This is a genomic window from Pseudomonas sp. PSE1(2024) (assembly GCF_050990555.1).
Taxonomy (GTDB): domain Bacteria; phylum Pseudomonadota; class Gammaproteobacteria; order Pseudomonadales; family Pseudomonadaceae; genus Aquipseudomonas; species Aquipseudomonas aphyarum.
The window spans coordinates 6,378,919-6,400,349 of record NZ_CP158967.1; the positions used below are offsets into that span (position 1 = coordinate 6,378,919).

Here is a 21,431-nt window from a genome sequence, read left to right on the forward strand (position 1 = left end):
TGTCGTTACTCGGCGATCAGCGCTTCGACCTTGAGGATCTGCTGCTCGAGGGTCGCCTTGTCCTTGCAGCGCAGGTTGGCGTGACCGACCTTGCGCCCGGCCTTGAAGGCCTTGCCGTAGTGATGCAGGTGGCAATCGTCGATGGCGATGACCTTCTCGACCGGCGGAACCACACCGATGAAGTTGAGCATCGCGCTCTCGCCGACCTTGGCGGTCGAACCCAGCGGCAGACCGGCAACGGCCCGCAGGTGGTTTTCGAACTGGCTGCACTCGGCGCCTTCGGTGGTCCAGTGCCCAGAGTTGTGCACGCGCGGGGCGATTTCGTTGGCCTTGAGGCCGCCGTCGACTTCAAAGAACTCGAACGCCATCACGCCGACGTAGTTCAATTGCTTGAGCACACGGCTGGAATAGTCTTCGGCCAGGGCCTGCAACGGGTGATCGGTGCTGGCAACGGACAGCTTGAGGATGCCGCTGTCGTGGGTGTTGTGCACCAATGGATAGAACTTCGTCTCGCCATCACGGGCACGCACGGCGATCAGCGACACTTCACCGGTGAACGGCACGAAGCCTTCCAGCAGGCAGGCCACGCTGCCCAGCTCGGCGAACGTACCGACCACGTCTTCCGGCTTGCGCAGGACTTTCTGGCCCTTGCCGTCGTAACCCAGGGTACGGGTTTTCAGCACGGCAGGCAGGCCGATCGACGCGACGGCGGCGTCCAGGTCGGCTTGCGACTGGATGTCGGCGAACGCCGGGGTCGGAATCCCCAGGTCCTTGAACATGCTCTTCTCGAACCAGCGGTCGCGAGCGATACGCAGGGCTTCGGCGCTCGGGTAGACCGGCACGAATTGCGAAAGGAAGGCCACGGTTTCAGCCGGAACGCTTTCGAACTCGAAGGTTACCAGATCGACCTCATCGGCCAACTGGCGCAGGTGATCCTGATCGCCGTAATCGGCCCGCAGGTGTTCGCCCAGCGCAGCGGCGCAAGCGTCCGGCGCAGGGTCGAGGAAAGCGAAGTTCATGCCCAGCGGGGTGCCCGCCAGGGCCAACATGCGACCCAACTGGCCGCCACCGATTACACCGATCTTCATCTCAACAACCTCAGGCAATACGTGGGTCTGGATTGTCCAGGACGCTGTCTGTCTGCTCGGCACGGAAGGTTTTCAGTACCGCGTGGAATTGTGGATGCTTGGCGCCCAGGATGCTCGCCGACAGCAGCGCTGCGTTGATCGCACCGGCCTTGCCGATGGCCAGGGTGGCAACCGGAATACCGGCCGGCATCTGCACGATCGACAGCAGCGAGTCGACGCCCGAGAGCATCGCCGACTGCACCGGAACGCCCAGCACCGGCAGGTGGGTCTTGGCCGCACACATGCCTGGCAGGTGGGCTGCGCCACCGGCACCGGCGATGATCACCTCAATGCCGCGGCCTTCAGCCTCTTCGGCGTACTGGAACAGCAGATCCGGGGTGCGGTGGGCGGAAACCACCTTGACCTCGTAAGGGATGCCGAGCTTTTCCAGCATATCGGCGGTGTGGCTAAGGGTGGACCAATCGGACTTGGAGCCCATGATCACGCCAACCAGTGCACTCATCGTCGCGCCTCTTCTCTCTGGGCGCCCGCAGGCGCGTCAAAAACAACAAGCCACGCAGGATGCGTGGCTTGTTGTAGGAAAAATGGCCGGACGAACCGGCCGAAGGCCGCGCAGTATACCGCAAAGAAAGCAATAAACAGCCCCCGTTGCGACCATCTGTCATCTGCCGCAAAAGCCCGGTTTTATTGACTCGAAGGTCAGTGGCCGGGACATGTTTCACGCACCGGCCGGACCTTGCGCCGCACCGCCTTCCAGCTTGCGCCACAACAACCGCACATTGGCCTTGCGCACCAGCGCGCAGCGGTACAGGCGAATCTCCAGCGGCACATGCCATTGCGGGCCGCCACAAACTACCAGCTCGCCCCGGGCCAGTTCGGCCCGCACGCTCAGTTGCGGCACCCAGGCAATGCCGAGGCCTTCCAGCGCCATGCTTTTCAGGCTGTCGGCCATGGCCGTTTCATAGATTGTGGTGAAGCGCAGCTGGCGCTGGCGCAGCAAGCCATTCACCGAACGCCCCAGAAACGCCCCGGCGCTGTACGCCAGCAACGGCACACTGCCCTCGCCTTCCAGATCGAACAGCGGCTTGCCATTGGCATCCGCCGCACATACCGGAAGCATTTCAGTCTGGCCCAGGTGCAGCGACGGAAAGATTTCCGGGTCCATCTGCATGGCCGCGTCCGGGTCATAGAACGCCAGCATCAGATCGCAACCGCCCTCACGCAGCGCGTGCACCGCGTCGCCAACGTTGGTCGCCACCAGCCGGGTGGCGATGTTCAGGCCTTCGTTGCGCAATTGCGCGATCCAGCGTGGGAAAAAGCCGAGGGCCAGCGAGTGCGCCGCCGCGACCTGGATCACTTCGCCCTGCCCGCCTTCCAGATGATGAAGATGGCGCAGCACTTCACCGAGCTGTTCGACCACCGTGCGCGCGGTCACCAGGAACAGTTGCCCCGCCGCCGTCAGCTCGATCGGCGTGCGCGAGCGGTTGACCAGCGTCAGCCCGAGCGCCGCTTCCAGGCTGCGGATCCGCCGACTGAACGCCGGCTGGGTCACGAAGCGCCGTTCGGCCGCCTGCGAGAAGCTGCGGGTGGCGGCCAGAGCACTGAAGTCCTCGAGCCATTTGCTTTCCAGATTCATCACGTCCTCCCGGACACGCACCAAAACAGGTCACACGTCTGCCGCGCACGCGGCGTCACACGGGCATTATGCCGAATGTGCATAGGGCAGTGTTTAACAGCATTGGCCCAAAAATTCCCACAAGCCTAGCATTCGCAGCGTTCCGGCACAGACCGGGTCCATATCGAGATGATTTCTATCATGTCCTCCGCTGCATCATTCCGCACAGAAAACGACCTGCTTGGCACCCTCGAAGTCCCTGCTCAAGCGTATTACGGCATCCAGACCCTGCGAGCGGTGAACAACTTCCGCCTCTCGGGCGTTCCGATTTCGCACTACCCGAAGCTGGTTGTCGGTCTGGCGATGGTCAAACAGGCCGCCGCTGACGCCAACCGCGAGCTGGGTCACCTGAGCGAAGCCAAGCACGCTGCCATCAGCGAAGCCTGTGCACGTCTGATCCGCGGTGATTTCCACGAAGAGTTCGTGGTCGACATGATTCAAGGTGGCGCCGGTACCTCCACCAACATGAACGCCAACGAAGTGATCGCCAACATTGCTCTTGAAGCGATGGGTCACCAGAAAGGCGAGTACCAGTACCTGCACCCGAACGACGACGTGAACATGGCGCAGTCGACCAACGACGCCTACCCGACCGCGATCCGCCTGGGTCTGCTGCTGGGTCACGACGCGCTGCTGGCCAGCCTCGACAGCCTGATTCAGGCGTTCGCGGCCAAGGGTGAAGAATTCAACCACGTCCTGAAGATGGGCCGTACCCAGCTGCAAGACGCCGTACCGATGACTTTGGGTCAAGAATTCCGCGCTTTCGCCACCACCATGGGCGAAGACCTGGCCCGTCTGAAGACGCTGGCCCCGGAGCTGCTGACCGAAGTGAACCTGGGCGGCACCGCGATCGGTACCGGCATCAACGCCGACCCGCGTTATCAGGCCCTGGCCGTACAGCGCCTGGCGCTGATCAGCGGTCAACCGCTGGTTCCGGCCGCCGACCTGATCGAAGCCACCTCCGACATGGGCGCCTTCGTGCTGTTCTCCGGCATGCTCAAGCGCACCGCGGTCAAGCTGTCGAAGATCTGCAACGACCTGCGCCTGCTGTCCAGCGGCCCGCGCACCGGCATCAACGAAATCAACCTGCCGGCGCGTCAGCCAGGCAGCTCGATCATGCCAGGCAAGGTCAACCCGGTTATCCCGGAAGCCGTGAACCAGGTGGCATTCCAGGTCATCGGTAACGATCTGGCGCTGACCATGGCAGCCGAAGGCGGCCAACTGCAACTGAACGTGATGGAGCCACTGATCGCTTTCAAGATCCTCGACTCGATCCGTCTGCTGCAACGCGCCATGGACATGCTGCGCGAGCACTGCATCGTCGGCATCACCGCCAACGAAGCGCGCTGCCGCGAACTGGTCGAACACTCGATCGGTCTGGTCACCGCACTGAACCCGTACATCGGCTACAAAAACGCCACCCGCATCGCCCGTATCGCCCTTGAAAGCGGCCGCGGCGTGCTGGAACTGGTGCGCGAAGAAGGTCTGCTCGACGAAGCCATGCTCGCCGACATCCTGCGCCCGGAAAACATGATTGCTCCGCGTCTGGTGCCTCTGAAGGCCTGATCCGACGCGTTACTTGTAGCACCGCTCACCAGGTCGAGGGACTAGACACCTCTCACCTTTTGAGGGCTTGGGGATGATTCCCCGAGCCCTTTTTTTTAACTGTTTGAACCTGAGAACCGTATGTATGGAAGCTGACCGCAAATCAGCTTTCACACAAACCCGACGCCGGTAACGTCGGGTGTTTCAAAGCTTCGTTTCGTCGCTCGCACCACAACCGTGCAGACGGGCGCCGCACTGATCGGTATAGTGCCGCCCCTCTTCGCGTGAGCGGTCGTCGGTAACGAGGCCATAACCCATGCGAAACCCGAACTAATAACAAACCCGCGATATGGATCCGGGACGAAACCCTCGCCTCGCCTGTTGTGCCGCGCGCACACCGGTGTAACGCGATGTTTCCGACCATCCAGCATTTGCTTACACAATAAACAGCGAGGAAAAATCCATGCTCGAAGTCATCAACGACTTCCTCTCAGGGAAAGTACTGATCGTGCTCATTGTCGGGCTCGGTAGCTACTTCACGATTCGCTCGCGTTTCGTTCAATTGCGCCATTTCTTCCACATGTTCGCGGTGTTCCGCGACAGCCTCAAAGGCAGCGCCGGTCAACTCAGCTCGTTCCAGGCCCTGATGCTCAGCCTCGCCGGCCGCGTCGGTGCAGGCAACATCGCCGGTGTCGGCATCGCCGTGACCCTCGGTGGTCCGGGTGCGGTGTTCTGGATGTGGGTGACCGCACTGGTCGGCATGTCCAGCAGCTTCTTCGAATGTACGCTGGCCCAGGTCTACAAGCGCGCCGATGGCGACGGCCTGTACCGTGGCGGTCCGGCTTACTACATCCAGCACGGCCTGAAACTCAAAGGCATGGCGGTGGTGTTCTCGATCCTGCTGCTGGTCACCTACGGCTTCGCCTTCATCGGCCTGCAGTCCTACACCGTGACCCACTCGCTGCAGAACGCCTTTGCCTTTGATCCGCAACACACCGGTATCGTCCTGGCTGTGCTGCTGGCCATTACCTTCATCGGCGGCATCAAGCGCATCGCTTCGGTGTCCGACCTGCTGGTTCCGATCAAGACCCTGGCCTACATCGGCGTGACCCTGTACGTGATCGGCACCCAGATCGAACACGTGCCAGCCATGCTGGAAACCATCTTCAAGAGCGCCTTCGGTCTCGACCCGGCCTTCGGCGGCCTGCTCGGCAGCGCAATCGTGATGGGCGTGAAACGTGGCGTGTTCGCCAACGAAGCGGGCCTGGGCAGTGCGCCGAACGTCGCCGCCGTGGCGGCCGTGAAGCACCCGGGCGCTCAAGGCGTGGTTCAGGCGTTCAGCGTGTTCCTCGACACCTTCGTGATCTGCACCTGCACCGCGCTGCTGATCCTGCTGTCGGGCTTCTACACCCCGGGCTTCGAAGGTGACGGCATCGTCCTGACCCAGAACTCGCTGGCCGCCGTGGTCGGTGACTGGGGCCGCATGTTCGTCAGCGTCGCACTGTCGCTGTTCGTCTTCACTTGCATCCTCTACAACTACTACCTGGGCGAAAACAGCCTGCAGTTCCTCACCCGCAACCGCGCTGCGCTGATGACGTTCCGCGGCCTGGTGCTGGCGCTGGTGGTCTGGGGTTCGATGCAGGACCTGTCGACCGTGTTCGCCTTCGCCGACATCACCATGACCTGCCTGGCCTTCGTCAACCTGGTGGCCCTGGCCATGCTGTTCAAGGTCGGCATGCGCGTGATGCGCGACTACGACGCGCAACGCCGCGCCGGCGTCAGCCAGCCGGTGTTCGACTCCAGCAAGTTCAGCGATCTGGACCTGGACCTGAAAGCCTGGCCGGCCAATCCGCCGGCCGACACTCAGGCTGACGCTCAGCCGCAAGGCATCCCCGCAGCGCAACGCTGATCGGGTAAAAACCGGGCGCAGGTCTTGCGCCCGGCGTGACACAAGCAGCGGTCGGCGTCATGCTCGACCGCATGCTGTCCTCGTTCAGGAGAACTCCCCATGAATTCCTCGACCTACCCTGCCGCCCAGCACGTCATGGTGCTGTACACCGGTGGCACCATCGGCATGCAGGCCAGCGCCAATGGCCTGGCCCCGGCGTCCGGTTTCGAAGCGCGGATGCGCGATTACCTGCACAGCCAGCCTGAGCTGGTGGTACCGCAGTGGCGCTTTCGCGAGATGTCGCCGCTGATCGACAGCGCCAACATGACCCCGGCCTACTGGCAGCAACTGCGTGAAGCGGTGGTCGACGCGGTCGATGTGCAAGGCTGCGACAGCGTACTGATCCTGCACGGCACCGACACCCTGGCCTACAGCGCCGCCGCCATGAGCTTTCAGCTGCTCGGCCTGCATGCCCGCGTGTGCTTCACCGGCTCGATGCTGCCGGCCGGCGTCACCGACAGCGACGCCTGGGAAAACCTCAGCGGTGCGCTGGTCGCTCTCGGCCAAGGTCTGGCGCCGGGCGTGCATCTGTATTTCCACGGCGAATTGCTGGCGCCGACCCGTTGCGCGAAAGTGCGCAGCTTCGGCCGTCATCCGTTCAAACGTCTGGAGCGTCAGGGCGGCGGCGTGAAAGCCACTTCCCTGCCGGCAGCGCTGAACTACAACCAACCCAAGCAACTGGCCAAAGTGGCCGTGTTGCCACTGTTCCCGGGCATCGGCGCCGAGATCATCGACGGCCTGCTCGACAGCGGCATTCAGGGTCTGGTGCTGGAGTGCTACGGCAGCGGCACCGGGCCGAGCGACAACCCGCAATTCCTCGCCAGCCTCGGCCGGGCGCGGGATAACGGCGTGGTTGTGGTTGCAGTCACGCAGTGCCATGAAGGCGGTGTCGAGTTGGATGTGTATGAAGCCGGCAGCCGCTTGCGTGGCGTTGGTGTGTTGTCCGGTGGAGGGATGACCCGCGAGGCGGCGTTCGGCAAGTTGCACGGTTTATTAGGGACAACTCTGGAAACAAACGAAGTCCGTAGTCTGATAGAACTCGATCTGTGCGGCGAACTGACGCAAGTCTAATCCCACTCTTAAATACATGAAAACCATAACCCACTCTTAGGCATTAATGGGTTATGGTTGGATCAGCATTAAACAAAATCGAAAATAATATCTTCGATATTTACAACCGGTGAACCGCTCATCATTTTCGCATTGCCGCCACCATAATATCTATTGCCTACAGCATCGTGCGAAACCTTGATTTTCCCTTCTACCCACGAATATGTTTCTCCCCCCTCTTCTTTATAACTAACCAATGCACTGTCAGGCCCCAATTCCTGTCCAAAATTTCGTTCTTCAACAACGAGAATAATACCGCTTTCAAAAATATCATCTCCGCTTCCGAACATAATGATCCAGCTCACTCCCTTAATGATTTTCCAGAGAGGCAGATCAATTGGGCTGCCGTCAGCCATAGCCTTCAAACGGCCAGTCAAATTCGTCTTCGATCCATTTCCGACACTCAGGCTTTCTTGAACCAACTTTTCAAAACCAGACTTTTCCATGACAAACACCTTTTTCGTGAATTAGAATTCGCCAGCAATTCGAAAGTAGCTAAAACAGCCTCAGAGTCAAGAAAAAACCCTAAAAAAACCAAATAACTTTATTCACATACAAAAACACGACCAACGGTTAACTCTCCTGTCAAAACCTGCAACTTCTGACAGTGGCGGCTTTAAAATATCAACATTATTCTATTCAGGCGCCTGCCTGAATTCTCGAACTAACCCACTTCTATTATTCAAATTTCATATTATCGAAAGTCCTTCTTGAATATTTTACGGCACATAACTTGCTAAAAAATCATCACATCCAGACTGGACGTTCCCAATGCTCCACTCCCACCTCACCACCCTCAACGCCGTCTCCCTGGTGCTCAACACCTTCAGGGATCAGGGCCTGTCCAGCGAAGCACTGCTGGCCGGCAGCGGCATCAGCGCGGCGGATCTGAGCCGGGCCGATACGCGCATAACCACCAACCAGGAGATGCAGGTCTGCGCCAACGCGGTTGCGCTCAAGCATGACATTGGCCTGGAACTGGGCCGGCGCATGCACGTTTCCTGCTACGGCATCCTCGGTTACGCGCTGCTGACCTGTGCCACCTTCGGTGACGCTTTGCGGCTGGCGATCCGTTATCCGGCGCTGCTGGGAACACTTTTCGAACTGAGCCTGGAAGACGACGGCGAGCGCGTCTGGTTCGTTGCCGCCGATTATCGCGAGAGCCCGGCGATGGCGGTGTTCAATGCCGAGTTCTGTCTGGTGTCACTGAAAGTCATCTGCGATGACCTGCTCGGCCATCCGCTACCGCTGCTCGCCACCCGCTTCGAACACACCGCGCCAGACTATCGCGACAGCTACGCCGAACACTTCAAGGCGCCGCTGCACTTCGGCGCCAAGGACAACGCCTTCGCCTTCGACCGGCGCTGGCTCGACCAGCCGCTGCCGCTGGCCGACATCATCACCCACCAGGCCATGGCCGAACGCTGCCGCAAGCAGAACACCGAATTCACCGGTCGCCAGGCGTGGCTGGGGCGGATCCGCCAGTTGCTCAGTGCGCAACTCAATGCCGCACCGGGGCTGGAAGGTCTGGCGCAGCAGATGAACTGCTCGCCGCGCACCTTGCGCCGGCATCTGAAGGACATGGGCTGCAGTTATCAGGAGCTGCTCGACGAACTGCGTTTCGAGCGGGCCAAGCAGATGCTTTGCGAGGATCAGTTGCCGATCTACCGCATCGCCGAAACCCTCGGCTTCAGCGAGACCGCGAGCTTCCGCCATGCCTTCGTACGCTGGAGCGGCGTGGCACCGAGTCAGTTCCGGCCACACGGTTAAACCGTCGAGGGGCGATATCAGGTCAGTATTTTTGGCCACATCGATCCCCTTTTGGCCTCTCTGGCCGTTCTCCGATTCGCCCCGCGCCGCAACACTGGAGCCAACCGAATCAGCCCCTGCGGAGAACAACAAATGCTGACGATCTACTCTGACGATCACCACCTGCACCATGGCCGCTGCGAATTGATAGACGGGCAACTCAAGCCTTGCTTCGAGATGCCGTCGCGCGCCGACCACGTGCTGCAACGGGTGAAAAACCAAAACCTCGGCCCGGTCGAGGCGCCGAAGGATTTCGGCCTCGGGCCGATCGAGCGCATTCACAGCCGCGACTACCTCGACTTTTTCAAAGGCGCCTGGGCGCGCTGGACCGAATTCAACACCGACGGCGACTTGCTGCCTTACACCTGGCCGGCGCGCACCTTGCGTCAGGTCAAACCGACCAGCCTGCACGGCCAGCTCGGCTATTACAGCTTCGACGGCGGCGCTCCGATCACCGCCGGCACCTGGCAAGCGGCGTACAGCGCGGCGCAAGTGGCGCTGACCGCACAAGCGGAAATCCAGCGTGGCGCCCGTGGCGCTTTTGCTCTGTGCCGTCCACCGGGACACCACGCTGCCGGCGATTTGATGGGCGGTTATTGCTACCTCAACAACGCCGCCATCGCTGCGCAGGCGTTCCTCGATCAGGGTCACAAGAAGGTCGCGATCCTCGACGTCGACTACCACCACGGCAACGGCACCCAGTCGATTTTCTACGAGCGCAGCGACGTGCTGTTCACTTCGATCCACGGCCACCCGGAAGCGGAATTCCCGTTCTTCCTCGGCTACGAAGACGAACGCGGCGAAGGTGCCGGCGAAGGCTTCAACTTCAACTATCCGCTGCCGGCCGGTTCCGGTTGGGATGTCTGGAGCGCGGCGCTGGATCAGGCCTGCCAGGAGATCGACAACTACGGTGCCGACATCATCGTCGTGTCGCTGGGCGTCGACACCTTCAAGGACGATCCGATCTCGCAGTTCAAGCTCGACAGCCCGGACTACCTGGCCATGGGCAAACGCATCGCGGCCCTCGGCAAACCGACCCTGTTCGTCATGGAAGGTGGCTACGCGGTGGAAGAAATCGGCATCAACGCGGTGAACGTGCTTGAAGGTTTCGAACAATGAGCAGGCTCAAGCACTTCATCGCGCCGGCGTTGTGCGCGGCGCTGCTGAGCGGCGCCGCACACGCCGAAGAACGCACCCTGCGCGTCTACAACTGGTTCGACTACATCACCCCCAAGGCACTGGAAGATTTCAAGGCGCAGAACAGCCAGACCAGACTGGTCTACGACATCTTCGACACCAACGAAGCACTGGAGGCCAAGCTGCTGACCGGCAACTCCGGCTACGACGTGGTGGTGCCGTCCAACGTGTTCCTCGCCAAGCAGATCGAGGCCGGGGTATTCCAGCCGCTGGATCGCAGCCAGTTGCCGAACTGGAACCACCTCGACCCAAAACTGATGAAGCTGATCGAAGCCAACGATCCGGGCAACCAGTTCGCCGTGCCGTACATGTACGGCACCATCCTGATCGGCTTCAACCCGGCCAAGGTCAAGGCTGCACTGGGTGACGATGCGCCGGTGGACAGCTGGGACCTGATCTTCAAGGAAGAAAACATCAGCAAGCTCAAGCAGTGCGGGGTGGCCCTGCTCGACTCGCCGTCGGAGATCCTGCCGCTGGCCCTGCAACACCTCGGCCTGGATCCCAACAGCAAGAACCCGGCTGACTACGCCAAGGCTGAAGCGCTGCTGATGAAGATTCGCCCGTACGTGACCTACTTCCATTCGTCCAAGTACATGGCCGATATCGCCAACGGCGACATCTGCGTCGCGGTCGGCTATTCGGGCAGCTTCTCGCAGGCCGCCAACCGCGCCAAGGAAGCGAAGAACGGCGTGGTGGTCGACATGCGCCTGCCGAAGGAAGGCGCGCCGATCTGGTTCGACATGCTTGCGATCCCGAAGGGCGCGAAGAACCCGCAGGACGCCTACACCTTCATCAACTACCTGCTGCAACCGCAGGTGATTGCGCCGGTCAGCGATTTTGTCGGTTACCCGAACCCGAACAAGGACGCCACCGAACTGGTCGACCCGGCGATTCGCAACAACCCGAATCTGTACCCGACCGATGCGGCGATGAACACGCTCTACACCCTGCAACCGCTGCCGCGCGATGCGGAACGGGCGCGGACCCGGGCGTGGACCAAGATCAAGTCCGGTACCTGAAACCTGACAACCTGAACAGACCCGCACTCGCGGGTCTTTTTTTGCCTGCAAGATCTATGTACCGCATCGCGCCGTGGCCGGGATTTTAGTGTCCGGGTTTTCCCCGTGGACATGACCATGACTGAATCTGCCACCACTGCTGCACCCAGTGTTTCCCCTCTCCTGCTGAAACAGAGTCGACTGGTCGAGCTGATCGGCCAGGGCTACTCGATGCATCAAGTCGCCTCGGCGTTGTTGCGCGAAGCGCTGAGCAAAAGCTATCCCGGGCAACACCTCGATCCGGATCGCACCCAGCTCGCGACGCCCCTGCGTGAATCGGACGCCGCCCGGAACGCTGCCAGGGTCTTTACCTTCGAATCACTGACCCACGCCTTTATCCAGCATTGCCTGCACAAGACCACCGCCGACTACATCGAAGGCGAACACTTCCTGACCCGTACACCCGAAGCGATCCCGCCGATACTGCTGCCGGTAAGCATGGATGACATCACTTCGCTGGTGAACGACCTCGCACCGTTTCTGTTCCTCGAATATCAGCAGCGCCAACTCGATTACTGGAATGAATCCGCCAATCGCCAGCCACGCTGGCAAGAGCTGTCGGATCTGCTGTGTTCGGCTGCGAATGTGCAGTCGGCCAACGGCTGGGACGCCGACGAATGTGCATTGGCGCAATTTGTCGCGCAGCATCCCGACCGCAAACAACGCTCGACCGTGAATAGCGATTACATCGGGCTCAAGGCCTGCCTGATGGACATCGACCTGGTCGAAGACGAGGACAGCGCACACCTGCTCATTGCCGGTGCGCTGGTGCTGACCGCCACCGTCAAACAGCGGCAGCGTGTGTTGATGTACACCGTTGCCGATGGCTATGAGTCATTCGAATCGCTGACCAGGCTGGGCGAAACGCTCCCGCAGCGGATCGCCCCGGAGTTGTCCGACCGCTCTTTGAAATGGCGCCTGATCGAGCCTGAAGGAAACGTCTTCGATGCCGTCGCACAGGCGCTGATCAGCAACCAGCTCAGCGCCATCGAAGCACTGGATCCCGCCAGCCAGTCGATCAGTGCGCACGCCAGTTCCGGGCGACAAAGCCACGGGCATTTCAGTTCGCGTGAACGAGCCCGGCTCGACCAGCTGGAGGAGGCCATTCCCGACTGGTTGCAAGACGGCTCTGTCCATGACCAGCAAGACTACAGTCGCTACATTGCCGAGCTCGCAAACTTGCGCAACGACGCCGAGACCGGCGTATTCAAGGACGACGACTTCCCTCTGCTCAAGCCCTACGCCGAACGCCGCATGCGCGAAGCAATCATCGCCGACAAACGTGCCGAGGGCGCTGCCGACCTGCCGTTGGAACACCTGCGTATCAGCGTGACCAACAGCTTCGAAACCGGTGGCTTCACCCTGCCCAATCCATTTGACCGGTTAACCGAGACCCTGGGCGAATTCGCCCTGCAAAATGCCCCGCCCTATCAGGCCACGATCGCTTTCGACAATGGCCGAGCCGTACCGGCCTGGCTGACCGTGGACTTCCTGACCGCCATCGCGGAGAAGGTCGATATCGGCAGTCATTACCCGCAACTGATCAAACGCGCTCTGATCGATGACCCGATCCGCTCGGCTGCGCACAAGACCCACTACCTGAGCCAATTGCCGACGCTCCTGCCGATGCTCGCGCTGGAGTGCAAACTCAAGCACCGGGGCGGCGTCGATGAACGCGGTTATGCCTACGTCTGCCAACTGATGGATGCCATCAGCCGCAAACTGCCCACAGGCGAACATCCGGTGACCATCCGGCCACTGGCGTTTGTCCCTCGCCGCCGCTTGAGCCGGCGTTCGGACACGGTCGCCAACATGTTCATCATCTGTCCGCGAGACCACACTCAAGGTCCCTGCCTGTTGTACCGGCCACTGCTGGACACGCCGCTGACGCAGTTCGCCTCTTTGCAGAACCTGATGTATGCGCTGTATCAGGCCGGCGAATTGCGTAACTCGGTACTGGCCTGGCTGGGCAGCGCCGCACTGAGTTTCGAATACTCGCAGTACGCCTTTCCGGTCGGCCTGCCCTCGCCATGGATTGTCACGCAACTGGCCACCGAACCGTTCATGCACCTGGACCTGACCGGTCCGCTCGAACTGGAGAACGCGCCCCTCGAAGGCGACATCCTCGCCGCGTTATACGCGGCAAACAGCCAGGCATTGGTGGACCTCGCGAACCGCCAGTCGCAGTCCAACAGTGAGCGACGCTGGGCACTTCTCGCGGACAGCGGCTGGGCGATCTTCAGCGTTGCCGCGAACTTCATGAGCGGAGCGGCGGGCACCGCCGTCTGGGTCTGGCAGACCATCACACAGATCCAGCAGGCGCTCGATGCCCAGGACCGCGACGACACTCTGGTGACCTGGCAATCCACCGCCGATGTCCTGCTGACGCTCGGCATTATCCTGACCCAACACGTCGTGGCGCGACGCAAACGTTCATGGCTGCCGCGCCTGAGCGAGCCGTACGAGGCTGGCGAACGGCTGCCGGATAACGAGGCGTCAACCGGTTTCCCGCCATCCACCCTCGAGGTCCCACCGTCCGTCACACTGGATCCGCTGACCACCACCGGCGACGTGCCTGTCGGGCATCTCACTCAACTGGCACCTGACACGTTGCTGCGACCGGACTCCAGCGCACGGTTCATTGCAATGCTCGACCGTTTCAAGATCGCCACACCTGACTTGAGCGGCAAACGAGCCTCACCGGTCACTCACCTGTACACCCTCAAGGGCAAGACCTGCGCTCAAGTCGGCACGCGCTGGTTTCAAGTGCTCGCCCCGGCAGACGAGCCGGTTCACATCGTCGATCCGGCCGATCCACAACGAATCGGCATGGCACTGAAATACGACGAGACTGCCGAAAAATGGCACTGGGATCCGAAACTGCGCTTGCGCGGCGGCATGCCGAAAAGCCGGATCGAGGCATTCCGTCGTTCCAAAAAAAAGGCCATGGACGACGCCTGGGCGAAGCTGGAGCAATTCGAAGCACGGGAAACCGAAGCGAAAACACAACTGCTGCGAGCGCTGATAGCCCTTCCACGAGACACCAGCGAAGCGGGATTCGAGGTCTCCGCAGCCACTTATCTGGACCGGGCCACAAAGTTGGGCAACGACTACACCCAGGCTCTGGCCCAGCTGGAAATCTGGCGCGAGGCCGGGGGCGGTGGCTCGGTCCACCAGGCCAAGCTGATGAGCCTGACCCTGGGTCAGCACCGCTGCTTCGGCTCGTGGCTGCGGGTCAAAATGCGCATGTACGCGAAGGCCACACAGATATTCGTCGACAGCGCGACTCACCAGACACCGGTACCGCGCAAACGCCAGATCGATATCGCCACCGCTGCCACGGCGTTGAGCGACGAGATGATTGCCAACCTGCAGACACTGGACCGCTCACTGCAAATCCTGAACAGCCACTCCGCCAAGGCCAGAGAAGTGGCCACACGGCTGGAGTTGCTACTGCCGGACTTCAGCCCGCTCGATCTCAAGGCCAATGAAATCGGCATGTCCTACGAACGCTGTGTCGTGGAACAGCCGGGGGCGGCCATGAATGCCGCTCGCGTCGCTATCGGGATCATTACGGCCACGGCTGCCGACGCCAGTCATGAGCTGATTCAGCTGAGCAAAGCAGCGGTGACCGCCGACGGACAGCCGGCCCGTATCGAGCGTTTGTCGCAGTGGAACGACCTGTTCGCCAGCCTCGGCGAACAGGTGGAACAGTTGCCTGCCGCCCATCCGGGCCAATTCGTCCAGGCCCGGCTCGACAGGGTGCGCGAGCTGATCGGCGAATTCCACGCGGTAGCTCGCGAACGCCTGACCACGGAGCTACCTGAACCGGAGGAACGATCGGCACCCGCCAGGTCCCAGGCGCAGCCCTCTGCATCGCAGCCCAAAGTGAAGGTCTCCAAGAGCCGTCCACGCCCCGAGGTGGATGAGCAGGCTGCCCCTGCACCGGACAGCGACTCCGGCACAGAGGCCGCATTCGTCAAACTTTCCACGCAACGGCCCGAACCGAAGGTGCCCACGAATGACGAGGACCTCCTTTCATCGGCCATGCAACTTGAAGCGAACATTTACAGCTTCAACAGAAAGACCCGCGAAGACGCCAAGCGGCCAGGGCGCATTCCCGCAGACATCCGCGACATGTTCGAGCAGCAAGTCGAACGACTCAAGCAAGCGGCCAGCGACGTCGACGAGGCGATTGTCCGAAGAAAAAGCGCGAAGAAGGATCCATGGCCCGTCGCCTCCCTCAGCGCCAATCTGCGCGAAGGCGCAACCCGCACCCGCGCTGAAGGAATCGAGACCTACGCGGCCATGCTGAAACAACGCAAACCCCGGGAAACCTATTTCCACTGGCTGCACGACAATGCGCAGGTCGAGGTGATCAAGGATCCGCGCGGCCGTATCCGCACCCGACATCGCGGGGACTTTTTTCAGGAGTACCGGATTCTCGACAAGACCAACGCCGACAAGCCGCTGTGGGTGGCGCACTTTCACTATGACCAGCTCAAGGATGCGGATGAGCTGTACACCATCGCCCACCTGAAATTTTCCGATGCCTATCTGCAGACGCTTGATGACAAGACCCGGCAGACACTCAACACCTACGATGCCGTCGGCAATGCACTACGGCGCATCGTCGATCCGCAGGTGCGCGATCTGTTCCTCAAACCAGAGCCAGAGGAGCGACCGAAAGACCATTAACGGCACCAGACCTCACGCAAACGGGCCAGAGCCGACTCGATCGCCGGCTCCGGCACCGCCGCAAACCCCAGCACCAGACCGGCGCGCTGATCGATTGGGGTCGTTGAGTCCGGCAGCCAATACTTGCTCAAGCCGTGGACTTCCACTTCCAAGCTGGCGGCCTGTTCGATCAATTGCTGCTCACGGGCCACGCTGTCGACCGCCACGGTGAGATGCAGTCCGGCCGACACCGCCGGCAGTTCACCCACACCCGCCAATCCTTGTGGCCATCCGTTGATCAGGGCGTTACGCCGGCTCAGGGCTGCCCGGCGCATCCGCCGGATGTGCCGCTGGAAGTGCCCGGCCGCCATGAATTCGGCCATCACCGCTTGAGTACTCACTTCGGAATGCCGGACATCCACCGCGCGCCGCTGGGCAAAGGCTTCCACCAGTCCCGGCGGCAACACCAGATAACCCAGGCGCAGCGCCGGGAACGCAACTTTGCCGAAAGTGCCGACGTACAACACGCGACCCTGGCGGTCGAGCGCAGCCAGCGGAGCCAGGGGCGCGCCGGTGTACCGATACTCGCCGTCGTAGTCGTCCTCGACGATCCAGCCGCCGGTGCGCTCGGCCCAGGCCAGCAGTTCGAGGCGTCGCGCCAGGCTCATCACCACCCCGGTCGGGTATTGATGAGACGGCGTGACATAAGCCACCCGACAATCTTCGGCGGCCGCCAGTGCCGCGCAGTCGATGCCCTCTTCGTCCACGGCAATGCCGCGCAATCGACCGCCGGCCAAGGCGAACGCATGACCCGCTGCGCGATAGCCGGGATTCTCGATGCCCACGCCGGCGCCCGGCTCCACCAGCAACTGTGCACAAAGGCTGATTCCCTGTTGCGCGCCACTGGTGATCACAATTTGCTCAGCCGAGCACTGCATGCCGCGCGAACTGCGTAAATAAGCGGCAATCAGACCGCGCAGGCGCGCATCGCCCGCCGGGTCGCCGTAGCACAGTTGCTGCAAATCGGGTTTGCGCCAGAACGCCGCGTTCAGCTTGGCCCAGACGTCGAACGGGAACAGATCGAATGCCGGAACACCGACCCGGAATGCTCGCGGCGGACCGCTCGGTGGCGTCGGTAAATGGTTCTGCTCAAGCCGCTGCAATGCACCGCTGTGGATAACTTTGCTGGATAAATTCCCAGTGGAATTGGCCAAAATTGTGGATAAGGCTGTGGGTAAGCCTGTTGAAAACCCTGTGGATACTTTTGTGGATAATTTTTTCGCGGGCGTTACCGATTGCGGCAACTGCGCCACATAAGTGCCGTCCCCGACCCGGCCTTCGATGAAACCTTCGGCATACAGCTGATCGTAGGCGCGCACCACGCTGTTGCGGGAAATCCCCAACGCTGCCGCCAGATCGCGACTGGCCGGCAGGCGCGTGCCGCTGGCCAGACGTCCGTCGAGCACCCGCAGGCGCAAGGCCTGGTAGAGCTGACGGCTCAGGCCTTTGCGGCGGTCGAGCTCGATACCCGCAGGGTTGAACGGCAGCGACAGCGTGGTCGAATCGGGCATGACAATGGACCTATGAAATTGGTCATCAATGGCTCTTACAACAGACCAATAGCCTGCCTACGATGCAGCCATTCGCCAAGGAAATTTTCTCCATGTACACGCCCCGCGCCTTTGCCATCGACGACCTGTCCCAACTGCACGAACTGATCCTCGCCACCCGCCTCGCCATCCTGGTGACCCACGGTGAACAAGGCTTGCAAGCCAGTCATGTGCCGGTGTTGCTGCATCGCGAACAAGGTCCGAACGGCACGCTGTACGGGCACCTGGCCAAGGCCAATCCGCAATGGAAAGACCTGCGCGACGGCGCCGAGGCCATGCTGATCTTCCCCGGTGCCGATGCCTACGTCAGCCCGGGCTTTTACCCGAGCAAGGCCGAGCACGGCAAAGTCGTGCCGACCTGGAATTACGTTGCCGTGCATGCCTACGGTCACGCCGAAACCTTCAGCGACGGTGGTCGCCTGCTGGACATCGTCAGCACCCTCACCAATCGCCATGAGGCCGGCCGCGCCCAGCCCTGGTCGGTTGACGATGCCCCGGCCGATTACATCGACGGCATGCTCAAGGCCATCGTCGGGTTTGCCATTCCGATTGACCGGCTCGAAGGCAAGCGCAAGCTCAGCCAGAACCGCAGCGCCGAAGATATCGCCGGCGTGCGCGACGGCCTGGCCGCCAGCCCCGAGATCAACGATCAAACCCTCGCTCACTTGATGCGTTAAGGAAATCACCATGAGTCAGATCGATATCCGCCCGGTCAGCGCCGCCGATCACGCGGCCTGGCTGCCGCTGTGGCAGGCCTACCTGCGCTTCTACAACACCGAGTTGCCGGACGCCGTCAGCCAAAGCACCTGGCAGCGTTTTCTCGACCCGAACGAACCGACCCACGCCGCCCTCGCCTGGGCCGACGGCAAAGCGGTGGGCATGGTGCATTTCATCTACCATCGTTCGAACTGGAGCATCGAAAACTCCTGCTACCTGCAAGACCTGCTGGTGGAGCCGCAAACCCGTGGCACCGGCGTCGGTCGCCTGCTGATCGAACACGTGTACGCCACGGCCAAGGCCGACGGTTGCTGCAAGGTGCACTGGCTGACCCACGAAACCAATGCCACGGCGATCCAGCTCTACGAGCGCATCGCCGAGCGCCCGGGTTTCATCCAGTTTCGCAAAGCCATTTAAGGAGCCACGCGCATGACGATTTCTCTCGCTGACTGGAAAGGCGTGCCGCCACCCTCCACCACCCTGATCGAAGGCCGCTTCATCCGCTTGGAAAAGCTCGACCCGGCGCGCCACGGCGACGACCTGTTCAACGCCCTGCAAGGCCCCGGCGCCGACCCGAAACTCTGGGATTACTTGCCCTACGGCCCGTTTCCGGAGCGCAGCGCCTTCAATGACTGGCTGAACAACCATGCCGCCCACAACGATCCGTATTTCTTCAGCGTCATCGACCGCGCCAGCGGTCAGGTGCAAGGCATCCTCAGCCTGATGTCGATCGTCCCGGCTCAGGGCCGCATCGAAATCGGCCACGTCACCTTCGGCGCCCCGATGCAGCGCTCGCCGAAAAGCACTGAGGCGGTCTACCTGCTGGCCAAAGAATCCTTCGCCCTCGGCTACCGTCGCCTCGAATGGAAATGCAACAACGGCAACGCCCGCTCCAAATATGCGGCCGAGCGGTTGGGCTTCAGCTTCGAAGGTGTGTTTCGCCAGCACATGGTGGTCAAAGGCCAGAACCGCGACACCGCGTGGTACTCGATCCTGGACTCGGAATGGCCGGCGATTGCGGCGGGGTTCGAACGCTGGTTGAGTGATGAGAATCAGACGGCGGATGGGCAGGTGAAAGGCTTAGCCGAGTGCCGCGCTTGAAACTCGATCGACACTAAGCGGGTTGCGGGTTCAGCTGTTGTTTCGCCGAACCCGTACCACGCCCATTTTCAACCCGAACGGGCGGAACACGGCATTCAGGGATTTCAGTGTCTGATTACCCTCGCCGTGTTCGATGTGCACCAGCGTGCGTACCGAAATCTTGCACATCTTCGCGAACTGGGTCTGATGCAGCCCGGTCACCTCCACGCGTAAACGGCGAACGGCTTCACCGATTTCTACGGTTCCTTCAGCCAGCGCTTCTTGAATGCTTTCGATGAGCACGGTGCGCTCGGCGACGGTCATGCTCATTTCAGATCCCACTCTTTCAATCGTTGCTCCAGGTTTTTCAGGTGGACGCCCGGATGATTCATTGTCCGGTCAGGCAAACCGCTGGCGCTCAAAATATCCGGCAACTCGGCCAGGCACTGCGCATCTTCACGCAGGCGCTCGAAAGACTCCGGCGCGTCGGACAACCCTGCCAATGGATCATCCGGATCGGAAATATCCGCCAATGCGCGACAAACCCCTCGCCAATCGACATCTCCCGCCCTCTCCAGCTCTTTTGGCCATTTGGTCGTGCGAGTTACCCCTTCGTCATCCATGACCATGGGGGCCAGATCATAAATGGGAGCCAGACGATACGAATCCACATCACGAATGATTGCGGTATTGCGACCGTGGTTATCCGAGTTACCAAGGATTTTGTTGATCAGGTCCCGACGTAAATAGTCCGCCACCAGTGCCGGAATCTGATCCGCTTGCCCCGCATTGCGCCAGAGTTCGGCGAGCATGCGAATGACATCCATATGGTTCATCGCACTTCCCGGCGTCGTCACTTCGGCCAGCGAATAAATCGACTCCACGGCAAAACGCTCTACCCCACGGCTCGTCACCTGGCGATCAAAACGCTGCATCCACAAGCTGGGTTTGTTCGCTTCCTCTAATGCCAGACCTTCTGCGGCGACGGTTTCGATACCCAGTGCCTGAAGCGCCTGGTAGTAGTGGAATTCGCTGCGCAGGATGTCTTGATCGGTTTGACTTCCTTTATTCCGGGCGAACTTCACAAACCAGTGCTGATGGACGTTTTCATCATCCAGCACAGCATCGGGGTACAGAAGACCGGCACGATCCTCCGCCAGGAGAATCTTGGGCGCTTCACCTCCGGCCCCTGTCGCCCCACCAATCGCAGCCCCCATTTCATAGGCATATTCAAGAAACCGGTGGTCACGACTGACGACCTCCTGACGCTGAAAACCGATGGGCTTGCGCTCGTCGACAGCCTCGGCCGATTCTTTTATCCGCATGTTGCCGATCGGAGCCGGAGTGCAGCGACCGAGCAGATAAAGATCGGCACTGATGCCTGCAGGTTTCTCCTGCCCCAGACGTGCAAGAAGAAACCTTTTAGCGGCGCCTGCCGGCGCGATGTCATGCACGAATGCAGGCGTGATGGATCGCCGGCCTTCCCAATCAAGGGGAAACAGCGCACTCACTGCCTTGGAAAAAGGGGAACCGAAGGCCTCAATGTTTTCGACCAGATACGCCGACTCGTAGCCAAAATTGCAGCGGCTTTCGAAGCCTTTTTCGGGCGAGTCGAAACTCAACACCATCGCGTCATGCCATTTGCCGGCGTCGAATATCTGCAATGTCAGGTTGTGCATGCGGCTCTCATCTGCAATTAAATGCATTGCTGCGGTCGTTTGGCGAACTATAAGTGCAATATAGTGCATTTCAGAAGATCGAGAGACTCGTTAATCTGCAATAAAGTGCAGATCAAGGAATAAACCCTCGAAATAGACGCAAAATAATGCAGATGCCGTTGAGTCTGCCACGGACATCATTCTGTAAAAACCCTCCGCTATACAGGACGCCCCGCTTATAACAAAAAGGACGTTCTCC

General features: G+C 60.9%; 17 protein-coding genes. 10 read left to right on the forward strand and 7 right to left on the reverse strand.

What is annotated here, in order from left to right:
- Window positions 1-5 precede the first annotated feature (5 nt).
- The 3 genes from ABTV87_RS29190 to ABTV87_RS29200 form a co-directional block, all read right to left on the reverse strand.
- Window positions 6-1,088 (reverse strand): 5-(carboxyamino)imidazole ribonucleotide synthase, encoded by a 1,083-nt coding sequence (locus ABTV87_RS29190; protein ID WP_007954299.1) that lies wholly within the window; start codon window positions 1,086-1,088, stop codon window positions 6-8.
- Between the two features lie 10 nt (window positions 1,089-1,098).
- The gene (purE, locus tag ABTV87_RS29195; protein WP_007954291.1) at window positions 1,099-1,590 is read right to left on the reverse strand and encodes a 5-(carboxyamino)imidazole ribonucleotide mutase; all 492 of its coding nucleotides are present in this window, start codon (window positions 1,588-1,590) and stop codon (window positions 1,099-1,101) included.
- A 216-nt stretch (window positions 1,591-1,806) separates the two neighbouring features.
- Window positions 1,807-2,724, reverse strand: coding sequence for a LysR substrate-binding domain-containing protein (locus tag ABTV87_RS29200; protein ID WP_007954288.1), 918 nt, complete (start codon window positions 2,722-2,724; stop codon window positions 1,807-1,809).
- 180 nt (window positions 2,725-2,904) lie between these two features.
- Between ABTV87_RS29200 and aspA the strand changes: the two genes are divergently transcribed.
- From aspA to ABTV87_RS29215, 3 genes are all read left to right on the forward strand, one after another.
- Window positions 2,905-4,329 (forward strand): aspartate ammonia-lyase, encoded by a 1,425-nt coding sequence (aspA, locus tag ABTV87_RS29205; protein WP_039765095.1) that lies wholly within the window; start codon window positions 2,905-2,907, stop codon window positions 4,327-4,329.
- Window positions 4,330-4,771: 442 nt separating this feature from the next.
- Window positions 4,772-6,217 carry an alanine/glycine:cation symporter family protein gene (locus ABTV87_RS29210; RefSeq protein ID WP_085606209.1) on the forward strand — a complete coding sequence of 482 codons (1,446 nt, stop codon included), beginning with the start codon at window positions 4,772-4,774 and terminating at the stop codon, window positions 6,215-6,217.
- Window positions 6,218-6,316: 99 nt separating this feature from the next.
- A complete protein-coding gene (locus ABTV87_RS29215) occupies window positions 6,317-7,327 on the forward strand; it encodes an asparaginase (RefSeq protein ID WP_433898757.1) in 1,011 nt (336 codons plus the stop codon).
- A gap of 68 nt (window positions 7,328-7,395) precedes the next feature.
- Here the strand turns inward: ABTV87_RS29215 and ABTV87_RS29220 are convergent, their stop codons facing one another.
- Window positions 7,396-7,812, reverse strand: a complete 417-nt coding sequence (locus tag ABTV87_RS29220; RefSeq protein WP_221534013.1) for a hypothetical protein — start codon at window positions 7,810-7,812, stop codon at window positions 7,396-7,398.
- A 325-nt stretch (window positions 7,813-8,137) separates the two neighbouring features.
- Between ABTV87_RS29220 and ABTV87_RS29225 the strand changes: the two genes are divergently transcribed.
- The 4 genes from ABTV87_RS29225 to ABTV87_RS29240 all read left to right on the forward strand — a co-directional run bounded on the left by ABTV87_RS29225 (window position 8,138) and on the right by ABTV87_RS29240 (window position 16,128).
- Entirely contained in the window at window positions 8,138-9,136 is a 999-nt protein-coding gene (locus ABTV87_RS29225; RefSeq protein ID WP_085606215.1) for an AraC family transcriptional regulator, read from the forward strand.
- 132 nt (window positions 9,137-9,268) lie between these two features.
- Entirely contained in the window at window positions 9,269-10,294 is a 1,026-nt protein-coding gene (locus tag ABTV87_RS29230) for a histone deacetylase family protein (RefSeq protein ID WP_007954279.1), read from the forward strand.
- A complete protein-coding gene (locus ABTV87_RS29235; protein WP_085606219.1) occupies window positions 10,291-11,391 on the forward strand; it encodes a polyamine ABC transporter substrate-binding protein in 1,101 nt (366 codons plus the stop codon). Before ABTV87_RS29230 ends, ABTV87_RS29235 begins: the two co-directional genes overlap by 4 nt.
- 117 nt (window positions 11,392-11,508) lie before the next feature.
- Complete coding sequence (locus ABTV87_RS29240) at window positions 11,509-16,128, forward strand: hypothetical protein (protein ID WP_433898758.1); 4,620 nt, start codon at window positions 11,509-11,511, stop codon at window positions 16,126-16,128.
- On the opposite strand, the gene ABTV87_RS29245 is transcribed toward ABTV87_RS29240, so the two are convergent.
- Entirely contained in the window at window positions 16,125-17,678 is a 1,554-nt protein-coding gene (locus ABTV87_RS29245) for a PLP-dependent aminotransferase family protein (RefSeq protein WP_433898759.1), read from the reverse strand. The genes ABTV87_RS29240 and ABTV87_RS29245 overlap by 4 nt on opposite strands.
- Before the next feature lie 92 nt (window positions 17,679-17,770).
- Here ABTV87_RS29245 and ABTV87_RS29250 point away from each other — a divergent pair, with 92 nt between their 5' ends.
- The 3 genes from ABTV87_RS29250 to ABTV87_RS29260 are packed head-to-tail and all read left to right on the forward strand — an operon-like array spanning window position 17,771 to window position 19,535.
- Window positions 17,771-18,394, forward strand: coding sequence for an FMN-binding negative transcriptional regulator (locus ABTV87_RS29250; RefSeq protein ID WP_433898760.1), 624 nt, complete (start codon window positions 17,771-17,773; stop codon window positions 18,392-18,394).
- 10 nt (window positions 18,395-18,404) lie between these two features.
- A complete protein-coding gene (locus ABTV87_RS29255; protein ID WP_011336633.1) occupies window positions 18,405-18,851 on the forward strand; it encodes a GNAT family N-acetyltransferase in 447 nt (148 codons plus the stop codon).
- Window positions 18,852-18,863: 12 nt separating this feature from the next.
- On the forward strand, window positions 18,864-19,535 hold the full coding sequence (locus ABTV87_RS29260; protein ID WP_433898761.1) for a GNAT family N-acetyltransferase: 672 nt from the start codon (window positions 18,864-18,866) through the stop codon (window positions 19,533-19,535).
- Between the two features lie 30 nt (window positions 19,536-19,565).
- Here ABTV87_RS29260 and ABTV87_RS29265 read toward each other — a convergent pair whose 3' ends face one another.
- Together ABTV87_RS29265 and ABTV87_RS29270 are read right to left on the reverse strand one after the other, a co-directional pair.
- Window positions 19,566-19,844 (reverse strand): helix-turn-helix domain-containing protein, encoded by a 279-nt coding sequence (locus ABTV87_RS29265; protein ID WP_064379753.1) that lies wholly within the window; start codon window positions 19,842-19,844, stop codon window positions 19,566-19,568.
- Window positions 19,841-21,193, reverse strand: coding sequence for a HipA domain-containing protein (locus ABTV87_RS29270; protein WP_433898762.1), 1,353 nt, complete (start codon window positions 21,191-21,193; stop codon window positions 19,841-19,843). The genes ABTV87_RS29265 and ABTV87_RS29270 overlap by 4 nt, the downstream gene beginning before the upstream one ends.
- Between the last annotated feature and the right edge of the window lie 238 nt (window positions 21,194-21,431).